Raw genomic sequence first — 24,046 nt, 5'->3', positions numbered from 1 at the left:
TTAGATGCCGAGCAGTCCTTTAAGTACCATGAGCGGACCTTCACCGTTTTTTGAGATCGTTGGTTTTTAGCTCCTGAACTAGCAATTTGCTCCTGTAGTCATGAAAACAACCAAATGGGTCGTTTTTATATATTTGGTAAAACACCATGACCATAAAATAGTGATATGTAGCAACATGTCATTATTTATGTTAAAACTGGACCAATCAGATAAACGACCGATTGGGTCGATATTAAATTGTTGTGTTTCAATCAGGGTATGCAAATTTAAATGGCTCAGTGTAAAAAATGCAAAGCGGATATTGTGCCACTAGAAGTTAAAGTGGCAATGAACAAGTCATATTTTGTGTGTCCAGTTTGCGATCATAGAGTTAGTAGCTTTAGTCTTAAAGATTTATCCATCTTTATCTGTAGCGCAATATTATTATGGGCTGTTCTGTTTATTCATCACCACATGAAAAATTAACTTTTTAGTTTGTTTATTTGAAACATAACAAGCGCATTATGAGCAGAACCAAAAAGCTTGGCTTGGTTCGTGCCTCACCCATTTTAGCCAAGCTTTATTAGCCCGTTATGCGGACGTTATGTTTGCAAGGAAAGTATGTGCATCTCCGAGTTTTTTTATTAGTTCTATTAATCCCAGTCCCTGCCTATGCCAATATGATTTGGCCGGCTTTATATCTTGAAACACGCCTTTTTTCATGGTGGGCTATTACTTTAGGCTTAGTCATAGAGTACCTATTTGTTAGAAAACTATATGATGTTCCTATTATAAAAGCTGTGTTAGCTACAATTGGTGCAAACTTGGTCTCTGCTGTTGTAGGTATAGTTTTGATCCCTTTAGCAGGCATTGTTTGGGAAATATTTCCAGGCATACTTTTTTACAAGGTTCTTGGGATGGGAACATTTAACCCTATTACTTGGACTGCAACTTTTATTTTGGCTTGTTTAGTAAACTTGGCACTCGAAGGGCTTGTATATAAAAAAGTGTTTAAGTTACCTTTTCAATTCAAAAGTAAATTATCCATATGGTTTTTCTTAGCAAATACCGTAAGTGTAGGGGTTGCGTTTGCTAGTTTATTTATAGTTCCTGTGAGAATGTAAACATAACAATCGCATCAAGTGCGGACGCAAAAAGCTTGGTTGCGTTCGTTCCTTACTAGTATAGCCAAGCATTTTTCGCCGCTTATGCGGGTGTTATACGCAGGTTGAGATCGAGCAATGGAATTAAATTGAACTCCCCATTAGTGAAAATATGAAACCGTGCCCCTGCTGTGATTATTATTCACTGGCGGAGTGAGGTAAATGCCTTGTATGCCCTGTGTGCTTTTGGGAAGATGACGAAGTTGATCCAGATTCACCCAGAGCATCCTTACCTTCCGAATTGAATGATGGCTTATCTTTAACTGCAGCAAGATCAAACTACTTAAAATTTGGTGCAAGCCAAGAGAAGTGCACAGAAGTTGTTATTTCCGAGGTAGAACGAGATACTTTGTCACGAGCGGTTAAATGCGTATAACAAACCGCTCAAGCCGAAGCCACAAATTCCAGTTGCTCTATTGCTTTGTGAAATCGTGTTTCTTGCAATTTACAACCAAGATAAGTTGAGTTTTTGGGTGGGTTATTACGCATCAACTGCCGCTTTAGTCGAAAAAGTAGGTATTCCAATTGTTGGATTAGTTGTTTTGTATACCGTAGGTGTGTTGTTGCAGACACTGGGCCATGTAACATGCTTTACAATGACTGCAGTAATCGCAAAATATCTAAACCTCGGTAAATATTTTTATAGTGATGTGGTAAATGGAGTTTTAGAACCTGCTCCTCTGAGAAATAAAGCACATAAGAGCATAAAACTATGCTAATGATAAATCTTGAACCTGCCTACAAAGCAATATGGTCATCCTATATAATTCTGAGGTTTTCAAGAGGTCTATCATTTGTTTTCCTGCTAATGAGTATTCAGTCTTTACTCTTTTTAATGGTGAAATTATTTTTTGTGTTTTTCGCACTATTTTTGTTGTCTCTAGTCAATATTATTCAGAGGCGAGAGCATGTAAACATATCTACCTTTTCCGCTATTAAGCCGCTACTAGCTAAAATCAACCAGCAAGGCCCTAACAATTCAAGCAAGATGGACGCCGTAACCGGCGCCTCTTCTTGAGGCGTTATATCTCTTTTAACTATGAATCTAGTTGATATTGTTTTCGACTCAGGTAAGTTAAATAAAGTCGTACCTTACTCTTCAGGTGAGAGGGCCTTTGACGGCTTATTGATAGGGTTTGATGCAATTTCATTCTTCTTAAAAGTCGAAGCGGACACAGACGAGGTTGTGTTGCTCGAATCGATACCAGTTAACTTCGCACCCCTAGTATCAACGTTGGCACTTGATGATTGTTTAGGAAAGCGTTTGATGTGGGCTTGGAGTATGATGAACCAACAAGGATATCTGGATGGTATCAAATTTGAGTTTGATAACGCAGCCGCATTTGAAGTAGTGGTTTTGGCATCCGAGTTTAAGCTTTACCGAGTATCCGAGATATAACTAGGCGATTAAAATGGACAAAATCAATTGGTTTGTTGCGGGCAAGCCGCTAGAATATAACCAATTGACTTTGAACCTCTTATCGAGGGTTATGAATGATAGTCGTTGGCATATAGCCGTCCTTCACCTCTAACGCATTTATGTCCAAAGGCGAGTTTACCCGACCGTTCTCTTTTCGCTCATACCTGCCCATCAGGTGGACTTTAAGCTTATTTTTTAAAACCTGCAGAGCAGATATGAGCAACTGTATTTAAGCCTGCAAGGATAGAGTTTGCGCTTGTGGCCTTAAACTTTTATCTTGGTTATGTTCAATCAATCTTGCCATAAACCAAACAAATGCTTCAGTTTGCCCATTTAAAACACACCCTGTTTGGCATACCGCTTCCAGCAAAGCTTGTTCATTGTTGTTTGTCAGTGCCTCTAGTGCGGTGTTACTGGTTAAATGCAATTCGCAATAAGGTAGGCTGTTGTCCAAACCTTGCTCCAATTGAACTTGTTCTTGTTCAACTTTTATCGTAAATGGTTTTTTAACGGTACCAAGTTTAATTGAAACGGCAAGAGCTGGTTGTGGCCCAGTGCAGTTTTGTAAGTGTAATGTAAGGTAGCTGACAAAATTATTTACCCAGTTTTTCAACATGGGCAGTGCGCTGTCTAATCCATCTGCCTCTAAGCAGTCTAGATTTTGCGTGCTTTGAATGACGTTTGCGTTGACTTCCTTTTCAGCCTCAATAAGCGCTTTTACAGTATAATCAATATCTTCATAGGTATGAGAAGCCGAACAAATGAATCTCAAGCGCCCGCGTCCTTTTTCAACTATTGGATAGGTGACCGCCAAAGTTTGTACTCCGCGCTGATATAAACTTTGCACAATGGCATATAACTTATCTTTGTCTCCAAAATGTGGTGTGACAATAGGTCCATCACCAGTACCAAGGTCAAATCCAGCGTCTTTAAATTTTTGACGCATGTAGCGAGTACGATCCCAAAGTTGCGTTCTCATTGAATCATCACGTTGCAATATGCGCAAAGAAGCCAATGCCGCAGCGATGTCAGCAGGGCTAATGGAGGCTTGAAAAATATAGGCCCTTGATGCCGATTTGAGTAGGTTGACGTGCTTTTCACTGGCTGCAATAACACCGCCAATACTACCCAGAGCCTTACTCAATGTAGTCATGATAAAGTCTACCTGATTGCTGACACCTTGCTCAGCGCAAACGCCGGCACCGTGTTCACCGTAAAAACCAAAAGAGTGCGCTTCATCTACAAGTACTAAGGCACCATATTGCTTCGCGGTGTGAACTATGTCCGCAACCGGCGCCGTGCCTTCGCCCATACTGTACACACTCTCTAATACGACTAGGGTTGTACGATAAGGAGATTGCTCAGCGGCTAAAACCGTCGCTAGGTCATCTTTATCATTGTGCTTGAAGGTACGAATGGTAGCGCCACTTAACTTAGCACCATCCACGATAGACGCGTGGCAAAGTTGATCAATTACAACAATATCGTTTGGGCCAAGTATGCCAGATATAGCCCCCAAATTAGCGGTGTAACCTGTGGGGAATAAACAAGCGTTTGGCTTACCGACCAATTTAGCAAACTCTTTTTCAAATTCGACATGTTGATCTGTCATGCCTGTTGCCGCTGCTGAAATTCCCATACCTGTGCCGTAGTCCTGCAGCGCTTCTGTAGCTTGAGCGATAACTTCTGGGTCGCGGTTAAAGCCAAAATACAAGTTGGTTGACCATATAATAGACGCTCTTTCATCGTCGTTATAGCTATCTCCTATAAGGCCTTTAGACGAGCTGCCTGTTCGTAATACCTTGCCATAAGGGTTGCGTCCATTTCTATTGACCATTTGCAGTATCGCTTGAACTAGGAGGCTTTTATCATCTATGTCCCAAGCATGAGCACTTGCTGAACCAAAGGTTGGGTGGCTTGACTGCAATAAAGTTTGAAATTGACTTAATGTCTCGAGGTGAGGTGTTGTTTTTTGTTCATACTGTGAGGGGTGGTCTTTGAGTACATGCTTCGCAAGCAAAGCAGTTGTAGGATGATTTGAAATTAAGGCTGGGGGTAGTAATGTGCCAAAGGCACTGCTTAATCGACTCGATAGCTCAAGGAGGTTGAGTGAGTCAATGCCCAAGCTATCAAAACTAGTGTCGTGATTTATGAGTTCGGGGTCCTTTATGCTCAATAGCGCGGCGACTTCTTGTTGAATAAGTGATTTGGTCACCTTCAGTTCATCGCCGAGTGCGAGTGCGTTTTCTTGACCGAGTGTAACTTGATTTGCGAGTCGGACCTGTGTCAAATCAGGCAGTTTACTGCGATCTAATTTGTCGTTGGGTAAGTAAGGGAGTGAGTCGAGAGACATGAATAATTGCGGAACCATATAGCTTGGTAACTGTTTTAGAAGTATCGATTTTAACGCGTCGTGGTTTGGTGCATCTGGTTGCTCAACGAGGTAAGCAACCAGCGACTTTTGACCCGTCTTGCTTTCCAACGCACTTACAGCGGCAGCTTTTATAAACGTTAAAGACTCAAGTGTTGATTCTATTTCTCCGAGCTCTATTCTGAACCCACGGATTTTAACTTGTTGGTCAATTCTACCTAAAAACTCTATATTTCCTTCCTCTGTAAAGCGACATAAGTCACCTGTTCTATAAAGTCGTTGCTTTTTAGCTTCATTACTGACTTGTATTTCAATAAATCGAGCCGCTGTTTGTTCGGTATCGTTTAAGTATCCTCTGGCCAATTTGTGTCCGCCAAGGCAAAGCTCTCCTGCTACACCATCGGAAACGGGTCGAAGTGTTTCGTCCACTATCACTGCGCTTGAATTTTCAACCGGTTTGCCTATGGTGATGGTTTTGGTACCGACTTCAATATCTTTTAATGTGGAGAATACAGTGTCTTCAGTTGGGCCGTACGCGTTCACAACTCTAGGTCTAGGGTTAAGCGCATGTACTCTATCCACTAAAGCCGGTTTAAGTGTCTCACCACCAAATACCACACATTCAATGCTTTTGGGTAGGGTACCAGCGTTGAGTATGGCTTGCATAGAAGAGGGAACCATAACACATGCTTTTACTTTGTTTGCATGAGGAAGAGAAAGTAGTTCCAGCGCGTTTTTGGCCAGTATGACGGTTCCTCCTAAAGATAGCGTGCCGAGCGTTTCCATCACCGAGGTGTCAAAACATATCGATGCTGCAGCTAACACCCCCCGCAACTCACTAGAACCAAACAGCTTGCTCAGTGCCTGGCTCATAGCAACGAGGCTTCTATGCTCTACGGCGACTCCTTTGGGTTTGCCGGTTGAACCTGAAGTGTAGATGACGTAGGCCAAATCTTCAGCGGTTGGGGATGCCGTGGGCTCAATAACTTGATTATGCATATTCAGTTGTTCGGTAATAATATGCTTAGCAACGCCTGTACAAAGTGCTAAAGTGTGCTCGCTATCAACAATGGCTGCTTTTGCTCCGGAATGAGAGAGCATGTATTCCACACGGTTTTTAGGGTAGTTAGGGTCAAGAGGGACGTATGCACAACCTGCTTTGTGAATACCGATCATCGCAGCGAGCAGCTGCCACTTTCGAGACATACATACAGCGATTATTGAAGATCTTGGAATTTGTTGTATTTCGATCTCAGATGCAATTGTCCAAGCCGCAGTCATTAACTGTGAATAGGTGATTTCGCGCTCACCATCAATGACTGCGATTCCTTCGGGGGTAAGTTGCGCTCGGTGATTAATAAGCTCATAAACAGTGTTACAACGAACACTCAATTTATCACTTATTTCATTGTTGTTTGCCTTCTGCATTTACGTTTCCTTCTGTGGAGTTGTTATTGATTTATGTATTCTTCAATGCAGGTCAAAGGTAACAGAAAGGTGTGAAAATTGCGTTCAGGTTATGTACTTTTACTTTTTACTCATATTTTTTAGAGTTTTTAATCTATTAAATTTTATTATAAAAAATAATGGGTTGGAGTTTTTTTCAGCTTCGTTATGTTTTATGTTAACATTTTTGTTTGGCGTTTTATCGTATGTTCATTATTTGAAGAGTTTTAAATTTTATTATGTTATATCATTTGAGTTTTAATTTTTAACGGTTTTTTATTTTGTTGTTAGCGATTCTTTATTATTCTTTGCTTTTTTCTTTTTAAGAATATAAGTTTAATAAGTGCGTTTAAGCAGGTTGTTTATTTGTTTTGTGGTATATTAATTCCAGTGATTTATATGGAAGAATTATTGCCTTGGAACAACATTCAGAAAAAAAAGCCCAGAGCTTTGTGTATATCATCTATGGTAAACAAGCGCGCCATTACCTCGAAGCGCAACTCAGTATTGCCAGCCTCATTTTTCACAACCCAGAAGCACAAATCTGTGTCTTAGCAGAGTGTTTTGAGCTTTTTGATGAACACCCTCAGCTTACTGTAATCCCCTTAACCGATGACATGAAGCAAGCGTGGATGGGAGAAGACGGCTACCACTTTAAACTTAAACTTGCTGGCTTAAAGTACTTACTAGAGCAACATGCACATAAAATTATATTTTTAGATACTGATACCCTCGTCAAGGCACCAATCATGGACTTGTTTTCTCAAATTTCTGAGAACAACACGTTATTGCATGAAAAAGAAGGCGATTTAACAGGCAAGCGTTTTGCTAAGCAGCACGCAGGCGTTATTGGCAAAACGTTTTCTCACCCAGAGTTTGGGGAGTGGCTGATCGAGTCAGATATGCCAATGTATAACTCTGGTTTAATTGGGATTTGTGATACGCACTGCAAGCATTTAGACAGCGCTTTGTGGCTAATGCCTTTGATTGATGAGCATACAACGATACACACCGCAGAGCAGTTCGCGCTGGGCATTATTTTACGTCGCCATGAGTCGTTAAGTGAAGTTGGACACAAGCGTGTTTATCACTATTGGCACAAAAAACCTCGTAAGTTTATTTTTGAAGAAACTGAGCGCTTGGTTGCTGAGTTTAAAGGGCAGTGCTTGTATACAGATCCAAAGGTTATGGCTGATTTTCGTTACAGGCGCCCAGCGCTGCGTTGGTTGCAAGATAAATTAGGCCTGACCAAATAATAACCGCTAAACCATTAAGTAGGGGGTGTACATGGAGTTTTATCATCTCAAATCATTTGTTGCTGTTGCAAAAGCTCAAAACTTAACAAAAGCAGCTAAACAACTGCACACCACGCCCCCCGCGGTTAGTGCACATATAAAAGCACTTGAGCAAGAGTTAAATGTGACCTTGTTTGAACGGACCAGTAAAGGTATGTTGCTCACCCCGCATGGGCTTGCTTTGCAAGACAAAGCACAAACAACACTTAATAGCGCGCGTGATTTTATCCAAAGTGCAGCATTTACTGATAGTCCGCTGACTGGCCAACTAAAACTTGGCCTTAATTTGTCCATCCGTGCGCAGCAGTGTCAAGGTTTACTTGAGCAACTGCAGTGCGCGTTTCCAAAAGTTTCTATCTCATTAAATCCGAGTAACTCTACTGAAATTCTCAAAAGCATTGAGTCAGGTCAGTTAGATGGGGGCTATGTTTTCGGCCCTAGTGGCAATGAGTTTTCGGCTAAATTTATCACCAACCGCAAGATCACGACGGTGATGCCAAAAGCTTGGATGAATACACAAGAAAGTGATTTTCAGTTGCTTGAAAAAGGAACTTGGATTGGAATGAGCGAGGACTGCCCATTTGATAATGAATTAGTAACTCGGCTGCCTAATGCAAAAATCAGCCACTTTTCAAGTTGCGACGAGCGCACTCGAATTGATTTAGTTTCACAGGGATTGGGGGCGAGTTTTATCGATGAATGCGAGCTTTTGGTTCTGCCAGATAATGTTCATCAAACAAATGTGCTCGATTTTACTTTGCCGTTATTCTTTGTTGTTTTGGCAAGTCGGCAGGCAGAGCCTTTAATTCAAGCTTTATTAAATCATGTTGAAATGCAAATAGAATAGCCAAACGTTGTTGTCATGTTTGATATGTGTGGATGCTGCTTGGTAAAGCGCGTTTATTATTATCATTATTTGCTCTTACCAAGCAGCTCACACATTAAAACCAAGTGACGGGCATGTTCTTGGTTTTTTCACATTGCTCCCGAGTAGGCGAGTGACAATGTAAAATCGTCTAGCAAACTGTCTTACTTACCACTTAAACAATTTACATTTTTGAATTCGTTTGCCACCGTAATTAGCAACTAGATAAGGTCCAACTTGTGCTTCACGGATGGTATCGAATGTATAGGTAATGATCTCAACATCTAATGAGCCATCACCATGTAACTGGTAGCTTGCATTTAGCTTGCTTGAACCAATTTCAAACAGACTGACGAACTTGTTTTCGAACAGGTACTGGTCGATAACAATGCCGTTATTTTCATCTACTGCAAAGTGACCCTTTTTCTCATCTAAAGTCACTAAGGTGTAATTACGTGGGCGAGCATTGGGGCCTTCACCATACGTAATGATCCAATCAGCTTTATTTTCTATAGGGGCGCCAACTTCAAGCGACATTGGGAACTCATACAATGAGCCATGTCCTGGCGCGATTAACTCGCATTTACCTTTAAAAAATCCTTGCCACTCTTGTGGTGCAGCCTGTACACCCGCAGAAGCTGCCGATAATCCTAAACATAGAGCTAACAGAGTTCTCATTATTATTTCCCTTCGTTGATGACTTTTTTGGTGGTCAGTAAGTAAAACGAGGAAAATTCCAACTAATAACAATAGAAGGCAATTTTTATAAAAATAAATATTAAGCTATTGATATTTATGTTTTTAAAATTTTTAGTGATGGCGGTTGGTTACATGCCAACACCCATTTTTTATATCTTATTTGGTTATAACAAGGGCGAGTAATATGTCTGCAATGACTGAAAATCCCGTTGAATAGCATGAGCTTCATGGGCTTCAAGTCTGCTGCGTTCTGACTCAGGGAGAAAAGCTTTTGAACAGTGAAATTGCTTTGAGAGACTGGGCTGCAAATAGTCAAAAATTAATTTGACCCGCTGTATATGAAAGTCGGAGCTTACAATATCGACAGATTGCGCCTTGTGTGCACTCAGTAATGGCGCTGTCAAAGTAGCGTCCTCAATTGTAAATCTGCTTAATGCATTGTCTAAAAACATCTGCTCAGAAATGCCTAAACTGGTTAAATACAGGCCAACTAGACTTGCGTGCGAGTGTGAAGATTGATTGAAGTTTTTACCAAAGCCGCCAGTGCAAATCAGCTTACTTTGTGGCTTTTTACAGAACAGTTCATATGCCAGATCACAGCGAGACTTTGAAATAGGTGAAAGGTTTCCATATTTATCATTCTTGTTGCCAAGCACGATGATTACATGAGTCAAAATTGAGTACTTCCTGCATGGTTTCTATAGTGATAATTTTAACGCCAAAACTGGGGCGGTTAAGCTTGAGCATAGAGACGCTCAAGCAAGTTAAGATTTTAGTTAATTTGATGCGAAAACCAAGTCACAATGGCGTCAGTCAAGTTGCTGTCTTTATCTAAAAGAGGGTAACCATGTTCTTTGCCCTTGTATGCCAGAAATTTGCTATTACTGTGTTGTGCCTCAATAAACAGTGATTGTGCACTGGTATAGGTTCTGCCATCTTCATCTGCCGCAATAATGAGTGTGGGCGTATTAGATAATGAAGCTGTGTACTTCTTTATGTTTTTTTCACTTTGCGCTGATGAGAAAAAGCTAATGGCGGCGATTTGATTATTTATTCCCAACTCTATCGCTTGAGAACCGCCGCAGCTTGCCCCTATTACGCCAATTTTTCCTTGTGCGCCGACTTTTTTTCTCAAAAAGTCATAGGCAATTTGAACGTCAGAGGGCCAGTGAGCAGACATATCTTGCCAAGCTTTTCTGCGTTGCTCCGTGCTCAATGTCGACATGTTGCTCACATCGTATTTGACGCTTTTACTCTCTCCAAAACCTCTAAAATCTATGCTCAAAGCATGAATATGATTGTTGGCCAGTTGCTTTCCGATGCGGTTGTACATGGATTGATTGTAGTTGCATTGGTGGAGCATTAATACTGCGCCTTTGCTTGTTGATGGCGATGAAAAATACTCGCCTTTAATCGTAAAACCATCCTTGGCAGTTAACTGGGTATTTGCGTGCGATGAAGTGCTGGCAAGTGCAGTGGTGAGCACCAGGCTATATATTATTTTCATTTTGATCCTTTGATGTTGGGCGTTCAAACTAAACTACCTCAGCTAAAACGCGAATACAGGGTTTATGCGATAAATTCACACTTGGTCACGTTGTGTGATTTTTGAGCTTTTAATGTCGATGTTGGAAAGATTATAAAACCGTATCTGATCCCCAACATTCAGTTACCGAATTTCACATCAAGTACTCAGTTAAACACATTATTGGGCCTCACTATTTCCTAAGATAGACACAATTACTTACAACATTAAGGAAAGAAAAGTGAAAAGGTTCACGTTAAGTATTTTAGCTTCAGCAATGTTTTTATCGGGTTGTAACGGCGATGGTGTAAAAATTATCAAACCTAAAGACAAAGACAGACCGGCAGTGTTGGCTGACTTTTATGGACAATGGAATCTGCTCGGGCATGGCCAAATTTGGTCTATCGATGCCTCAGGCCTTACAACATACAATTACAACAGCAAAAACTGTGTTAAAGGGGAGGCTGAGACCGAGAAAGAGCTTCAAGGTGCATTGAAGTATTTGTCTCTTTCAGAGTCACAAGATACGTTGACCTTTGCAAATCCAGCGTCTTCTAATTTAACTTTAAGTAAGCTGTCGTCCCTACCTGAGCTTTGCCAAGATGGTCAACTAACGACTGAGATGACGTACCCGCAATTGTTTGACTATGTTTGGCACACTTTGAATGAGTATTACGCGTTTTTTGAATTGAGAGGCATAGACTGGCAGCAAGTTTACACGGATTACAAACCCAAAGTGACGGACTCTATCACACAAACTGAGTTTATAGAGATCATGGATGATATTTTTACTGAGTTTGGAGACGGGCACTTGAGCTTAAGCGCTAATGATGGGACCAGCGCCGATGGTAATAAAATCGATACTTTATTGAAAGAAGCACTCTTGCTAGATGACGAGAATATGGAAGGCGCACTCGCGAAGCTTCATCATAATGAATTGAGGGTGCTAAAACACCTGATGCAGGATGGGGAGTTACGCACTTATGACAATAGTGATGCGCTATTTTATGGCAAGATATCTGATGATCTTGGTTATCTACGCATTGATAAGGTGTCGGATATGGTGGCGGACAATTCAAGCGACAGCGTTATTTCAAGGATTGAACGCGACCTTACTAACACCGATAAAATCATGGAACAAGTATTGACCGAATTTGCAGATGTAGAATCTATGATCATTGACTTACGATACAATGGGGGAGGCTATGACAATGTATCACGCAAGATTGCCGGGTACTTTACCGATAAGGCGTACAGCTTTGGTACTAAACAGGTTGCTAATAAAGCACATCAGGGGCAGTCTATAGAGCTAACTGTTACACCCAGTGAAACCCTCAAGTTTACAAAACCTATTTATGTGCTGACGGGCGAAAATACGGGGAGTGGCGCAGAGGTTTTAGCTCAAGCACTCAAAACATTACCACAAAGTAAATTGGTTGGTGAAGCAACAAATGGCAGCGTTTCAGACTCTTTGACCCATGAGTTACCGGGTGGTTGGGAGCTGAGTTTAAGTCATCAGGTATATAAAAGCCAAGCGGGAGACGTTTTAGAAAAAGCAGGGGTTACACCAGATATTTATATGCCCGCTTACGCCAGTGTTGACCATAAGTTAAATACAGACACACCAATTGAATTTGTCGTTCAAACGTTGGGCGAGATGACAACGCATCGGTATGATGTAGCCAAATTAAATGGTCTGTTAGAGGAGGCTTTAAAAGAAACTGGTTTACCAAGTTTATCGGTCGCGGTGATTTCAGGTGACAAAATCGTCTACGAGCAAGCTGTGGGCCATGCGGATATTGCCCAAAATCGGCTTGCTACAATTCATACGCCTTACAATGTAGGCTCGATAAGTAAAGCGGTTTCAGCAGTCGCCATCATGCAGCAGGTTGAGAAAGGCACAGTGAGCCTTGATGACAAGCTGGCACAGATGAACCTGACTTTCGACCCAAACAACCCAGAAAACACCGGTGAGCAAATGAGCTTGCGAAATCTAGTGACACACACATCGGGTATAAAAGATAGCGATATGATTCTTTGTACTTACTATGTGCACGAAACAGGAATGCCGCTGGCAAATATATTTGGTATACCTTATTGCGATGACTCGGCGCCCGTAACGCAAGACCTTAAGACCTTTTTGGCGAATGACTACTTTAAGCTGGGTGGTCGTTACGTGGGAAGTGGCATTTATTTTGACGAGGAAGGTGGTTTACCAAATCAAGTGCATGGGTACTCTAATATCGGCTCAGCGCTTGCTGTGCATGCTGTAGAGCAAAAAGCTGGGCTGAATTTGGCCAATGATATGCAAGCGCACATTTTTGCTCCCCTAAAGATGAATAATACCCACTGGTATCACACTGAGCTGGATGAGGATAACCCCAAAGCGATTCAGTACAGTATTGATCGTGACGGTGTGAAACATGCGATGCCTGAATATAGCTATGCTACTTTTTACGATGGTGACTTGAATGTCAGTAGCCATGACCTAAGCAAACTATTAATTGCGGTTGCCAATAACGGAATGTACGAAAATGTACGCATTTTGCAGGATGCAAGTGTTGAGCAGATGCTCAGTGCTCAAAGTGATGTTTTTAACATTCCTTACCAGCAAGGGGTTTTTTGGTACTGGGATGGTTCTTTCTTTGGACATAATGGTGGCGATCCTGGTACTCATGCGAGCATGTCCTACAACAAAGAGACCAAAACCGGCGTTATTATCATAGCCAATGGCGAGGACTTTATTCATGGTAAGGATGAAATAAATAGCCAATTAAATGATATAGCGTCTAGCCTTTATCGTTATGGAGTGCAGTTCCCAGCTAATAACAAGTAGCAAATCTAACGGGTGGCTGTAAGACAAGTAGTCGGTGTCAACTCTGCAGCCACTTAACTAAAATTCAACTGGTTCAACTTTGGTAAATTCCTATTAAACAACTGCTTCTTTGAATTCACGAAACGTCGTTTGCTGTTATGTTAATTTAAAAATGCTTAACTACACTATATTTGTCGAGATTGGTATCACGCTCTCCAATGAACAAGTTGCGTACCAGTTGCCAGCTAAATATATATGTGGTGAACAATTAAAATGAAATGGTTGAAGGATATTGACGAAACGTTTGATGCGTTGCTGACTGACTGTTATCAGCAACGAGAAATGGAGATGGAGTTACACATTAATCGGATCCGTTTTTATGGCCTGATGTCGTTGTTTTTAATTGAATTGTTTATCGGTTTGCTCAACAGTGGGATAGATTGGACCTTAATAGCCGTGGATCTTGGCACGATGGCGCTAACAGCCGTTTGGTGTGTTGTGGTTGCGATGTGGGCTAGAAGTAAAGAGTACAAGCCTTGGTTAAAGTACATTTCGATTTTGTTTGATTATTTAATTATCTTAATCATTACTTTAGAAATGGAGTTTCTTTCAGAGATTGGCCACTTTTTGCATGATATGCACAATACGGAGTTTGAACTCATGTTGATGAGTGCATTAATTCTGTTTAACGTTATGAGTGCGTTTAGGCAAGGAAAGTTGATAATCTACTATTCAACCCTGTGTTGTTTAGCGACAGGCACATTGATTTTGGAGCACAGTGATACTGCACGGGCGATAGAGTTACATGAACAAATCATTATTCTGTTTTCAGGCCTATTAGCCTGGTCAATTTCAAGTTATATCACAAATACTTATACTCGACTTAGACATCGAGAGCGGCTGCTACGCTACCTTCCAAAAAAGCTAGTCAGTGCTGTTGAAACCGGAAAAGTTGATATTGAGCCCGGCGGAGAGCGGCGCAATGTAACGGTATTAATGGCTGATATTAGAAGTTTTACATCTTTGTGTGAAAAGCATGAACCCGAAGTGATAACGGCTTTGTTGAATCGATATTTTTCCGCAATGAGTATTATCATTTTTAAATATGATGGGATGATAGACAAATTCATTGGCGACGCAATTATGGCAATTTTTGGTACGCCTCAAGACGAAGGTAACAGCGCCAGAAATGCCATAGAGGCCTCAAAAGAAATGTTGACAGCACTTGAACAGCTTAATGACGAGCTTGTTAAAGAGGGTTTACCGGCACTTGAGATTGGCATAGGGGTGCATAGTGGTGAAGCGATAGCAGGCAATGTAGGTAGCTCTAGTTGTATGGATTACACTGTGATTGGCGATACCGTAAACGTAGCTGCGCGTATTGAAAGTAAAACCAAAGATCTTAAAACCCCTTTACTTATCAGTAAAGTAAGTGTTGAACAATCACAGTTAAACTCGTTAGAAAAGGTAGCGGAAGTTAATTTGAAAGGCCGCTCGGAGCCGATAGAAGTCTTTTTTGACCCTGTAATTTAATTGTGAATTTATTGTTTACTTTTTTGTCTTTGTTAGTTTAATATGGGTACAGCTCAAAAGTGAGGCTATCTTTGTTTGATGCTTTTGCGGTTGCTGAATACGGTCACTAACGTTGAAGCGCATGGAAGGGGTCAATGAATTTTGCAAAGGCCTAAGACGATTAGGTAGCCTTGTTTTTGGGCAGCTACCACCTTTGGCAATGAATAAAAGAGCAAAACGGCATAATCAGAGACTAGGTCATAGACTAAGTCATAGATTTAGTCGCTTCACTCTTTTGACATGGAAATTGGTTTACTTGCGTGCAGCTTTCACTTCTTTCAGTTTAGCCGCATGGTCAATAACGTATTCTGGCATTTCTTTATTACCATGAATCAAGTAGTTATCCATCCAGCGCATTAGTCGAATGCTATAGTCATATTGTGCTGCTACTTTACGGTTACCATGACCCTCTCCAGGGTAATAAACCAGACGCACATCTTTGCCTTGAACTTTCATATAACGATAAAGTTCCATTGATTGTGCAGGGTGAACACGAGGATCATCTTTACCGTGCATTATCAATAGTGGAGTTTTAGATTGGCCAGCCCAATAAATAGGACTGCGCTCTAAGTACCATTGCCACTTCTGCCAAGGGTATGAACGCGCATGAACTAAGAACATTTCGTTTGAGATATCAGTCGTACCAAACTTAGATAATTGGTTTGTAACACCCACAAACATCACACTTGCTGCAAAGTGCTCCGTTAATTTAGTCGCGCCCCATGCAGAAGCATAACCGCCGTAAGAACCACCCGTAATACCGACTTTTTTCGTGTCGACTAGCCCGATATTCACAAGGTACTCTTTCATATCTACTAGGTCGTCAAACTCTTTGCCAGCATAATCACCTTGGCCAAGCTTCGAGTAGTCAACCCCTTTACCTGTAGAGCCGCGGTAGTTAGGGTAGAAAATCGCGTACCCTCTCGCAGCGCCCATTTGACCAGGATCGGAATAGCTGGTCAGCCACCCATTTTTGTCGTGTGATTCAGGGCCACCGTGTACCGACATGATCAATGGGTAACGTTGACCTTTTTCGTAATCAAGTGGGTAGATTAAAACACCCCCAATTTCTACACCGTCACGGGCTTTAAAGGTGAGCGCTTCTTGCTTTGCAAAGCGTTTACTGTCAAGCCACTCGTTTGAATTTGACAAGCGAGTAGGGCGCTTTGATCTCACCATGTATACTTCATTTGGGTGTTTAGCTGTATTGGCAGTTAAAGCAATTGTTTTATCAGAGTCAGATACTGACAGTTTTCCAGCGATTAGTTTGCCTTCTTTGATAAGCTTTTTGTATTTCTGAGAGCCCACTTTGATTTGACCCACAAAGCTCTCTGCACCAACATGGCCGACAAAGTTCAAGACGTTTTTGCGGTTTGACCATTCAAAGTCACCGATGTGGCCCATAAAGTTAGGGATCCATTCTTCGACTTTACCTGTTTTGGCATTTGCGATGTACAGGCGACCCTTAGCTGGGTCATGCTTGTCATCCGCGCCTAAAATCGCAATGTATTTGCCGTCTTGGGAAAACTCGGCTTCGCCCAATTTACCTTCTGTCTTGAAAGATGTAGTAATTGCATACGTTTTCGCATCCATGATGTGCCATTGAGATTTCATGTATTGGTCGTCAATGAGCGCAGTTGGCTGAGTCTTCACCAGTAGCGTGCGGGCATCATCTGACCAATTCACGTCACTTACATAGCCGTCAACGTTTATTGCAGTCGGCTGTAGAGGTTTTTCACTGGCATGTAAGTCAATAATATGAAGTTGCTTGTTTTTAAGGCCTAGCTCGTATACTTCCGCCATAAAGCCTAATTTCTTGAGCTCCTTTTCAGACGCATCTTTTGCGGGCATAGCAAGAACAGCAACTTGCTTACCATTAGGGCTTAAACGATAAGCAGAAACAGATCGACCTGCTAGTGAGAAGACTTTTTGCGCTTCACCACCATTTACAGCAATGCGGTAAAGTGATGTGAACATATCAGTTTTCTTCTTGGTCAAGAAGTAGATGTAGCTACCATCTGCTGACCAAGAAATATTGCGGATATTGACTTTACCCGTAATGTAAGGGCGCTCGACCCCTTTGTCATCAACGAGGTGAAGTTCAGTGAAGTTCTTACCATTTTTATCTACGTATAGCTCTCTCGGAACTGAACGTGTAAACGCAACTGACTCACCATCAGGGCTCACAGCAGCACTGACAACTTTTTGAATTTTTGGAATGTCTTCTATGGTAATAGTATCAGCTTTGCTCGCGATACTGCTGGCACTTGCTAAACCTATAGCAAGGGCCAGTGTGGTTTTGATCAACTTCATTGTACTAACCTTGAATAAGAAACTGAACTGAGCAGGGTTGCCCAGCTCATAAAATTTAGCACATTTTACGTAGGGGCGTTCAGAAAACCAGTGTTTGCGACAAAGTGTATGGGTGGTGCGACTAGCGGTATAGCTACTGCATAAAACAGTGTAAAATTTGACTAAGTAAACGCCCAAATATTGTTAGGCTTTGGTTTAACTCGAATATTCTATTGATTTGGTAGAGTGAGGTGCTTACAAGCAAAAAGCGAGGATGATTAACTATTCACTTTGATGTACCAAGATGAGGCACCGTTGTGCCCATGAGTCGTAAGCTTTAAAACTAATTCTATATAATCATCTACGACGGAATATTGGGTAAAGGACGCTTGCGGCTCGGCGTTAATGTAGACAGCATGAACAAACCTTTACTCCATTGCTTAGTACACATACACATCCTGACTAATGCGTACTAAAGCGATATTGCGCACCTAGGTAAAAGCGTCGTCCATTTCTGTATACTGCTGTTGGGGCGTACTCATTTCGATCGTAAGTATAAATTGTTTCATCACCTAGGTTTAAAAATTCGAATACCAAGTCGAGATTGTCGGTCAAAGAATAGGTGATGTTGCCATCCAGCTGCCCATAATCATCCATTTTGGTCTCGCCGACACCTGTAGCAAACTCGGTTCGATAATTATAAGCCAGTCGAATACTGAGTTGATTGTTTTCATAGTAAGCCGTGAGGTTGGCGCTGTGTTTAGATGTGCCGGGGATCCAATCTTTGAGGCCGCTGAGTTGAGATGTTCTGCTACCATCAACATAGGTATAGTTGGCGATGAGGCCGAAACCATAAGCGATTGCTTGTTGGTAGCTGAGTTCAACCCCCCGTATCGTGCCACCATTGCCATTGATGGGCCTATCTATGGACATTTGAACGCCTTCATGAACTTCTAATTGACGTTTAAACTCAATAAAAGACTCAACGTCTTTATTAAAGATTGCCATCGATGCAAGAGCTGCCTCAGCAAAGTACCACTCTAAGCTGACGTCATATTGAGTCGCACGGTAAGGGTCTAAATCAGGGTTTCCTCCCTGTCCTTGAGCTTGGGTGACATTGTAATTCGTCGATGGCATCAAATGATGAAACTGTGCTCTGGACATAACTCTTGCGACGGCAAAGCGGCCAATCAGCGAGTCAGTTAGGTCTACTTGTAGATTAACACTCGGTAATAAATCTGTATAACTTTTGGTATTAGTTTGCCAATGGTAGTCGGGGGTGGTGTCTGGTAGCGTAGCAATACGCTCATAGGCTTGCGCCTGTTGCCATGTTTTTACTAATCGAAGGCCTAGGTTTGCACTATAGCTTGACCCGCCTAAAGTCAGCATTGAATACCCAGCTAGCGTCTCTTCTTCAATGTAAAAGCGACTGTTCTTTTCCTCGTTTTGAACAAACTGCAGTGCAGAAAAATCTTTTTCTAAGGCGGAAATATTTGCAAAGCTGTAGCGCTTTAAAGTCTGTGCGTTGCCTATTCCCTGCAGGTAATTATCTACAAAAGGTGCTGGGTAGTCAGCTAGGCTTGTCCCAAGTTGTGCTGCCAGGCCATCTAAGCCCCCTTGATTAGAACGCATTCGGATAAAATCGCGCTTATGGCGTTTATATTTGCCACCAAAGCTTAATTTTTCTAGCCCAGGTGTCGTAAGAGTTCGAGAAAAGTCTTTTTGTATAAAATAAGCGGTGTCATTACCATCTTGGCTGTCGCTTCTGGCTTCACTGATAAACCACTTGTCAGCTTGTAAAGGTGAGGTCTCGTAGCGTGTTTGGATGTTTTGAGGTGCCCTAGTATCAAATGAGTAGACTGTGTTGGCAGAAAACTGTGCGGTATTATCCTCACTGGTGCCGCCTTGCCCCAATGTGTAGCCAACTTGATATTGTGCATCCCACCACGGGCCCGTGTAATTTAGATCTAGATGAAAACTCTGGGTTTGGATCTGGGCTTCTCGCCAGATTGCTTCCATGCTGGTGTTAAAAGGCTTGGATGTTGCGTGGCCTAACTGGCCATAAACGAGGGTATTGTCACGAATTTCGTAGTTGGTTATCGGGCTTTGTGCATCGAGCGCTTTCCCTGGCTGCCAAAGAAAGTTTTGGTTGCTGTTGTCTGCGCTAAGCTCTGAGTGGAGCAAGTGAGCACGAAGGGCCCAATTATGATCAAGCTGGTAAGTAATACTAGATGTTAGGCTGGTTAGCACTCTGTCTTGTAAAAAGACGGCTGAGCCACCCCCTCCTGGGGTCCAAATGTTTTCGAACGTCGCATCTGGGTTGCTCGAAGCTGCAAGCTGTCCATTCGAAGTTTGATCAAAGTTTCTTTCATGCCAGCCCCATGACTCTAATCCATCGCGCCTTAATGAGCGCTGCAAGTGGTTGAGAGTGATCAAAAACGCGAAATCTTCGGGCTGATTTTTCCAACTATATACAGCAGAAAATTGAGGGTCATATTGCTTGGATAAATCATTATACTGGACCTGAGTTGTAATTGAGCCAGTGCCTGATTCGGCATAGAGCGGATCTATGGTCTTAATATTTATTGCTCCACCCAGAGAGCCCTCGTCTTGATTGGCATGCGGCGTTTTATAGATTTCCAAACTAGAAACAATGTCAGCAGGCAGCAATGTAAAGTTAAAGCCTCTACTTGGCAAAGAAGAGATCCACCAATCAGCCGATGCCAAGTATTGGCCATTCAAGTAAGTACGGTTTTGTTCAGGTGTGGTACCTCGCACACCAATCCGTTCACCCTCTCCTTGAACTCGAGACAATGATATGCCAGTTATGCGCTGAAGTGCCTCTGCAACATTTTTGTCTGGAAACTTTCCTATCTCTTGTGCACTAATACTATCGCTTATTTGTTGACTATAGCGTTTATTATTGAGAGATTTGACAACGCTGTCATGAAAGCCCCTGATTTGAATATGAATTAATGGGTCTTTTGGTGAGTCAGGGTGAGGATTTGTATTAGGGTCTTCTTGGCTTTTATTAGATGCAGAGTAGGCGTTTTGCGCAAAAATAAAAGCACCAATTAGAGCGCTGGTAATCAGAAATTGGTTATTACGACTGCTAAAAATCATTATTTCCGACTCCTGCAATAAAGCATTTAACTTATCGTGACACTTTTTGAACTTATGTTTTTAAACGCAAGAACAAACGGATCAAGGTTACATATAGGTAAATTATTTTTTCAAGTAGCATAACATAGTATGATGGTAAGGGAATAGATGTCTGTTTTGTGACTTTCTGAATAATAGGAAGCAATTTATTGTTGGATCAATCAATGCAGTTTGAGCGTTTTTTATTAAATGATGTATTAATTGATACTAAGAAAATGCGTGTCAAAACGGCGGGGCAGTGGACACCCATAGAACACAAACAGTTGGCTTTACTCAGACTTCTCATCCACAAAGCCCCAGAGCCAGTTACACGTGATGAAATTATTGAGCAGCTTTGGCCTAATTTAATCGTAAGTGATAATTCTGTCAGTCAGCTTATTGTGCAACTACGCAAAGTACTGGGTGACACTTCCAAAAAGCCACTTTTCATAAAAACGGTGCCCAAAACTGGCTATCAATGCATAGCTACGTTCTCGCACACACCGACGTTAATTGAAAAATCAAAGACTCCGAACAAGCATATCCCTTTTCATTGGATGATGAGCGGGATGGCTTTTGGCTTTTGTCTTGCGTTAGTTCTGTTATTTGACTGGAAGGGTGATGGAGACGCCCAAAAAATCGATTACATTTCGAGAATAACTTCAGCGCCAGGGGCTGAAGTACAGTTGAGTTTTTCACCAAACGGGCGATATTTAGCTTATAGCCAGATTGTGTCGGGCAGTAGCCAGTTTGATCTGGCAGTCTACGATTTGCAAACTCAAACATCACACACAGTCAAGTCTTCTGGGTACAGTGAGCAATTTCCTGCTTGGTCAGCAGATGGAAACTGGCTTGTGTATTATCGTCTTGGCCCTTTTGGTTGTGAAGTCCGTGCTCTGTCGGTCAACAATGCCATAGAGCTTTGGCGGTTGAACAAAGAGGTCCACCTGTTAGAGTGCGATGGGGCACATGAACCAGAAAAAATCATTTGGTATTCAAAAGACAGTTTGTTAGTAAACCGAGCTATGTCTGGTAAAAAAGCTCTGGTGCAGTACGACACTCTTATTGACGAGCATGGGCAATTTGAATTGCGAGAGTCTCAAATTCTGCATGGTGTTCAACATTACGATGTTTTCGGTGATAAATTACTTTATTCAAATACTAATGATGAAGTGTTTAAGTCAGGTGTTAACCTTGAGCGTGAAGCCATTGAACTTGTGGACTTGGGCAAAATCAGCAAACCTTATTTTGGATTGACAAAGAGCGAAGTGGTCAGCCTTAATGGCGATTTACAGCTCCACACTGAAGAACAAAAAACGGCGTCCATATATAAGCCATATGGCAAAATTACTGAACTTGCAATTGGGCGAGGGTCTGGCCATTTAGCACATACCGAAGGCACAGCTGAAGTTAACCTCTACTTGTTTAATCGTAATAAAGCAGAATTTCAGGCGATTTCTTCAAATTCTAGGGTAGATACCCTGGCGAGTATATCTTCTGATGGTATGCAGCTGGCTTATGTATCTACGGCTCCAAGAGTCGACCCGCAAATTGACCACGTTGAAGTTTGGATAAAACACCGCTTAAAAGCGAGTCCGAGTTTGCTCACTAAAATGCCTAAGTCTGACCAACCTCGGTTTTTGTTATTTTCATCAGATGGAGAATACTTAGCGATTTTAAGTGAGGCAAACACGCTTTATATAATCAATGTCTTTGCTAAAACCCCTGTTGCAGTGGTGAAAGAAAATAGCAGCTTAAGGGATATTCACTGGGCAGATGATGGAAAGTCTATTTTTTATCAAACAACTGAATCAGGTGAACGGCAGTATTGGCGATATGACGTGGGAAGTGCGGGTAACTACTTGCTAGCTGATAATAGTAAAAGTCAGCTCCCTTTGTCCAAGAAAAATATAAGCTTTGATGGATTTCTGCTGTCCCTTAAGCAGTATTTATTCGAGGTACTAGAGGGACAGGTAAGCCTAGAACAACTATCAAGTTCTATCGATTTATATCGCCCAGCGGTGCATAAAAATGGCATTTATTATGTCATCAAGCAGGGACATCAATTATCGCTTTATAATTTTAACAGCTTTGTTCAAAAAAATGAGTTTGTCGCAGATATTGGTTTGCATTTATACAATATGAATGTTGATTTGGGGCTGAGCACCACGGAAGATGGCAACCAAATCATTTTAAACAGAGTAGAAAACTTAGAAATGGATATTGTGTTGCACAAGTTTGCGCAGCCGTAGAGCACAGAGGCAATAGCATGTAATAAAAGTGTTGCAATAATTGCAGTCAAAATGCAAAGTTAGAAAAAGCATACACTGTTGCCAAAGGAGTATTGAGTATGATGCAGTTGCTCAAATTTATCGTGTTTGGAACCGCAATTTTCTTAATTGGCTGTGCTAGCCCACATATTGCTTCTGATTATCGCATTTCAGAAGATAAGAAGCGAGGTGTCGTCTGGGGCACAATTACTTATGATGACCAGTTTGCAGACTATCAGTTACATTATAAAAATCACCAAACTGGTGAAGTAGGCTTTTTGCAGGCTGAGTTAGTCAATCTAGAAGGTTTTAAGGGTGGGTTGTTTGTTGTTGCTCTTCCTTCAGGTTCTTATACGCTTACCGGTTGGAAAGTAAGCACGCCTTATTACTCTACGTCTTTGATAGAAATGGACAATACATTTACTAACAATGCTGGCCATGTGAATTACATAGGTCGTATCCATTTTTCACGTTTTGCGCAACTGAGCCAGACGGTTTCTGGTGTGACATACCGTGATCATATGAAACAAGATCAAATGCTATTAAGCCGGATCCATCCAAACCTAGACAGGAACGTCTTGTTATCTGACACCGATTTCATTAATACGACTTTTTGTGAATTTCGTATAAGCGATGGCGCCGATTGCATAAAGACGACAATAAATACCCCGGTCCGGTAAAAAGGTTACCGCTTAATTATGGCCCTCAAATCATTTTCAAGGGCGATAAAGTAAGCGAGCAAGCGGGTCAGCTAGCTTCCTTAGTTGGCATCGCTTGCCCTCCAAATCTAGGATGGTTTAACAGATATAGAGCACATGTAAATGAGGCAAAGAAAACGATGATGACACGATTAAATCGAGCCTGTATATCTGTGTGCAGCAATTGGTTAACAAAGCCATGATCTGACGTTGTGATGGTTTTGGCATCCATTTGTGCAATCACCGCTTTGATGTCAGTTTGGATTAACGCTAAATCCGTGTAGCCGTCATAGAAGAAATAACCTAGTGCGACAGTGAGTATTAAAAAGGAAACTGTCAAAACCCGCCTTGCCCTTTGCACTTGGCACTCGGAAACCGTGACTAGCCAGCCTATTAAAGCCAATTGACTTACTAAAAAATACTCCCATAACTTATCAATTTCACCTTGAGTGAGTACATACAGTGATACTAAGTTATCCATATTCATAGTGCACC

Annotated in this window: 17 protein-coding genes; 10 read left to right on the top strand and 7 right to left on the bottom strand. The window is 41.7% G+C overall.

What is annotated here, in order from left to right; translation table 11 throughout:
- Positions 1 to 602: 602 nt before the first annotated feature.
- The 4 genes from N480_RS09135 to N480_RS09120 all read left to right on the top strand — a co-directional run bounded on the left by N480_RS09135 (position 603) and on the right by N480_RS09120 (position 2,541).
- The gene (locus N480_RS09135) at positions 603 to 1,103 is read left to right on the top strand and encodes a hypothetical protein (RefSeq protein ID WP_063372205.1); all 501 of its coding nucleotides are present in this window, start codon (positions 603 to 605) and stop codon (positions 1,101 to 1,103) included.
- Positions 1,104 to 1,320: 217 nt separating this feature from the next.
- Complete coding sequence (locus N480_RS24985) at positions 1,321 to 1,518, top strand: CPCC family cysteine-rich protein (RefSeq protein WP_081231814.1); 198 nt, start codon at positions 1,321 to 1,323, stop codon at positions 1,516 to 1,518.
- A 55-nt stretch (positions 1,519 to 1,573) separates the two neighbouring features.
- A complete protein-coding gene (locus tag N480_RS09130; protein WP_063372204.1) occupies positions 1,574 to 1,861 on the top strand; it encodes a hypothetical protein in 288 nt (95 codons plus the stop codon).
- A gap of 320 nt (positions 1,862 to 2,181) precedes the next feature.
- The gene (locus tag N480_RS09120) at positions 2,182 to 2,541 is read left to right on the top strand and encodes a DUF6334 family protein (protein WP_063372202.1); all 360 of its coding nucleotides are present in this window, start codon (positions 2,182 to 2,184) and stop codon (positions 2,539 to 2,541) included.
- 250 nt (positions 2,542 to 2,791) lie between these two features.
- On the opposite strand, the gene N480_RS09115 is transcribed toward N480_RS09120, so the two are convergent.
- Positions 2,792 to 6,361 (bottom strand): amino acid adenylation domain-containing protein, encoded by a 3,570-nt coding sequence (locus N480_RS09115; protein ID WP_063372201.1) that lies wholly within the window; start codon positions 6,359 to 6,361, stop codon positions 2,792 to 2,794.
- 434 nt (positions 6,362 to 6,795) lie between these two features.
- Here N480_RS09115 and N480_RS09110 point away from each other — a divergent pair, with 434 nt between their 5' ends.
- A complete protein-coding gene (locus tag N480_RS09110) occupies positions 6,796 to 7,635 on the top strand; it encodes a hypothetical protein (protein WP_063372200.1) in 840 nt (279 codons plus the stop codon).
- 31 nt (positions 7,636 to 7,666) lie between these two features.
- A complete protein-coding gene (locus N480_RS09105) occupies positions 7,667 to 8,521 on the top strand; it encodes a LysR family transcriptional regulator (protein WP_063372199.1) in 855 nt (284 codons plus the stop codon).
- 186 nt (positions 8,522 to 8,707) lie between these two features.
- Here N480_RS09105 and N480_RS09100 read toward each other — a convergent pair whose 3' ends face one another.
- The 3 genes from N480_RS09100 to N480_RS09090 form a co-directional block, all read right to left on the bottom strand.
- Positions 8,708 to 9,217 carry a hypothetical protein gene (locus tag N480_RS09100; RefSeq protein WP_063372198.1) on the bottom strand — a complete coding sequence of 170 codons (510 nt, stop codon included), beginning with the start codon at positions 9,215 to 9,217 and terminating at the stop codon, positions 8,708 to 8,710.
- A gap of 185 nt (positions 9,218 to 9,402) precedes the next feature.
- Positions 9,403 to 9,912, bottom strand: a complete 510-nt coding sequence (locus N480_RS09095; RefSeq protein WP_063372197.1) for a YdcF family protein — start codon at positions 9,910 to 9,912, stop codon at positions 9,403 to 9,405.
- Between the two features lie 98 nt (positions 9,913 to 10,010).
- A complete protein-coding gene (locus N480_RS09090; RefSeq protein ID WP_063372196.1) occupies positions 10,011 to 10,745 on the bottom strand; it encodes an alpha/beta hydrolase in 735 nt (244 codons plus the stop codon).
- Between the two features lie 259 nt (positions 10,746 to 11,004).
- Between N480_RS09090 and N480_RS09085 the strand changes: the two genes are divergently transcribed.
- Both N480_RS09085 and N480_RS09080 read left to right on the top strand, forming a co-directional pair.
- Positions 11,005 to 13,599 (top strand): serine hydrolase, encoded by a 2,595-nt coding sequence (locus tag N480_RS09085; protein WP_063372195.1) that lies wholly within the window; start codon positions 11,005 to 11,007, stop codon positions 13,597 to 13,599.
- Positions 13,600 to 13,851: 252 nt separating this feature from the next.
- Positions 13,852 to 15,111, top strand: coding sequence for an adenylate/guanylate cyclase domain-containing protein (locus N480_RS09080; protein ID WP_063372194.1), 1,260 nt, complete (start codon positions 13,852 to 13,854; stop codon positions 15,109 to 15,111).
- 291 nt (positions 15,112 to 15,402) lie between these two features.
- Here N480_RS09080 and N480_RS09075 read toward each other — a convergent pair whose 3' ends face one another.
- Both N480_RS09075 and N480_RS09070 read right to left on the bottom strand, forming a co-directional pair.
- Positions 15,403 to 17,463 carry a S9 family peptidase gene (locus tag N480_RS09075; protein ID WP_081231812.1) on the bottom strand — a complete coding sequence of 687 codons (2,061 nt, stop codon included), beginning with the start codon at positions 17,461 to 17,463 and terminating at the stop codon, positions 15,403 to 15,405.
- 441 nt (positions 17,464 to 17,904) lie between these two features.
- On the bottom strand, positions 17,905 to 20,565 hold the full coding sequence (locus N480_RS09070) for a TonB-dependent receptor (RefSeq protein WP_063372193.1): 2,661 nt from the start codon (positions 20,563 to 20,565) through the stop codon (positions 17,905 to 17,907).
- 203 nt (positions 20,566 to 20,768) lie between these two features.
- On the opposite strand from N480_RS09070, the gene N480_RS09065 reads away from it, so the two are divergent.
- Both N480_RS09065 and N480_RS09060 read left to right on the top strand, forming a co-directional pair.
- A complete protein-coding gene (locus N480_RS09065) occupies positions 20,769 to 22,835 on the top strand; it encodes a winged helix-turn-helix domain-containing protein (protein WP_063372192.1) in 2,067 nt (688 codons plus the stop codon).
- A 98-nt stretch (positions 22,836 to 22,933) separates the two neighbouring features.
- Positions 22,934 to 23,533, top strand: a complete 600-nt coding sequence (locus N480_RS09060; protein ID WP_063372191.1) for a hypothetical protein — start codon at positions 22,934 to 22,936, stop codon at positions 23,531 to 23,533.
- Between the two features lie 67 nt (positions 23,534 to 23,600).
- On the opposite strand, the gene N480_RS09055 is transcribed toward N480_RS09060, so the two are convergent.
- Positions 23,601 to 24,032: a hypothetical protein gene (locus N480_RS09055; RefSeq protein ID WP_155732803.1), complete on the bottom strand. Its 432-nt coding sequence runs from the start codon at positions 24,030 to 24,032 to the stop codon at positions 23,601 to 23,603.
- Between the last annotated feature and the right edge of the window lie 14 nt (positions 24,033 to 24,046).

The sequence above is a fragment of the Pseudoalteromonas luteoviolacea S2607 genome, from assembly GCF_001625575.1.
Classification (GTDB): domain Bacteria; phylum Pseudomonadota; class Gammaproteobacteria; order Enterobacterales; family Alteromonadaceae; genus Pseudoalteromonas; species Pseudoalteromonas luteoviolacea_E.
The sequence above is the reverse complement of the archived record's forward strand: the minus strand, read 5'-3'. Positions and strand labels throughout refer to the sequence as shown.

What these genes read in the sequence shown, in the direction of transcription:
- N480_RS09120 (WP_063372202.1), top strand. Translation starts at nt 2,182, where the DNA reads ATGAATCTAGTTGATATTGTTTTCGACTCAGGTAAGTTAAATAAAGTC.
- N480_RS09115 (WP_063372201.1), bottom strand. Translation starts at nt 6,361, where the DNA reads ATGCAGAAGGCAAACAACAATGAAATAAGTGATAAATTGAGTGTTCGT.
- N480_RS09105 (WP_063372199.1), top strand. Translation starts at nt 7,667, where the DNA reads ATGGAGTTTTATCATCTCAAATCATTTGTTGCTGTTGCAAAAGCTCAA.
- N480_RS09100 (WP_063372198.1), bottom strand. Translation starts at nt 9,217, where the DNA reads ATGAGAACTCTGTTAGCTCTATGTTTAGGATTATCGGCAGCTTCTGCG.
- N480_RS09090 (WP_063372196.1), bottom strand. Translation starts at nt 10,745, where the DNA reads ATGAAAATAATATATAGCCTGGTGCTCACCACTGCACTTGCCAGCACT.
- N480_RS09080 (WP_063372194.1), top strand. Translation starts at nt 13,852, where the DNA reads ATGAAATGGTTGAAGGATATTGACGAAACGTTTGATGCGTTGCTGACT.
- N480_RS09075 (WP_081231812.1), bottom strand. Translation starts at nt 17,463, where the DNA reads ATGAAGTTGATCAAAACCACACTGGCCCTTGCTATAGGTTTAGCAAGT.
- N480_RS09070 (WP_063372193.1), bottom strand. Translation starts at nt 20,565, where the DNA reads ATGATTTTTAGCAGTCGTAATAACCAATTTCTGATTACCAGCGCTCTA.
- N480_RS09065 (WP_063372192.1), top strand. Translation starts at nt 20,769, where the DNA reads ATGCAGTTTGAGCGTTTTTTATTAAATGATGTATTAATTGATACTAAG.
- N480_RS09060 (WP_063372191.1), top strand. Translation starts at nt 22,934, where the DNA reads ATGATGCAGTTGCTCAAATTTATCGTGTTTGGAACCGCAATTTTCTTA.
- N480_RS09055 (WP_155732803.1), bottom strand. Translation starts at nt 24,032, where the DNA reads ATGGATAACTTAGTATCACTGTATGTACTCACTCAAGGTGAAATTGAT.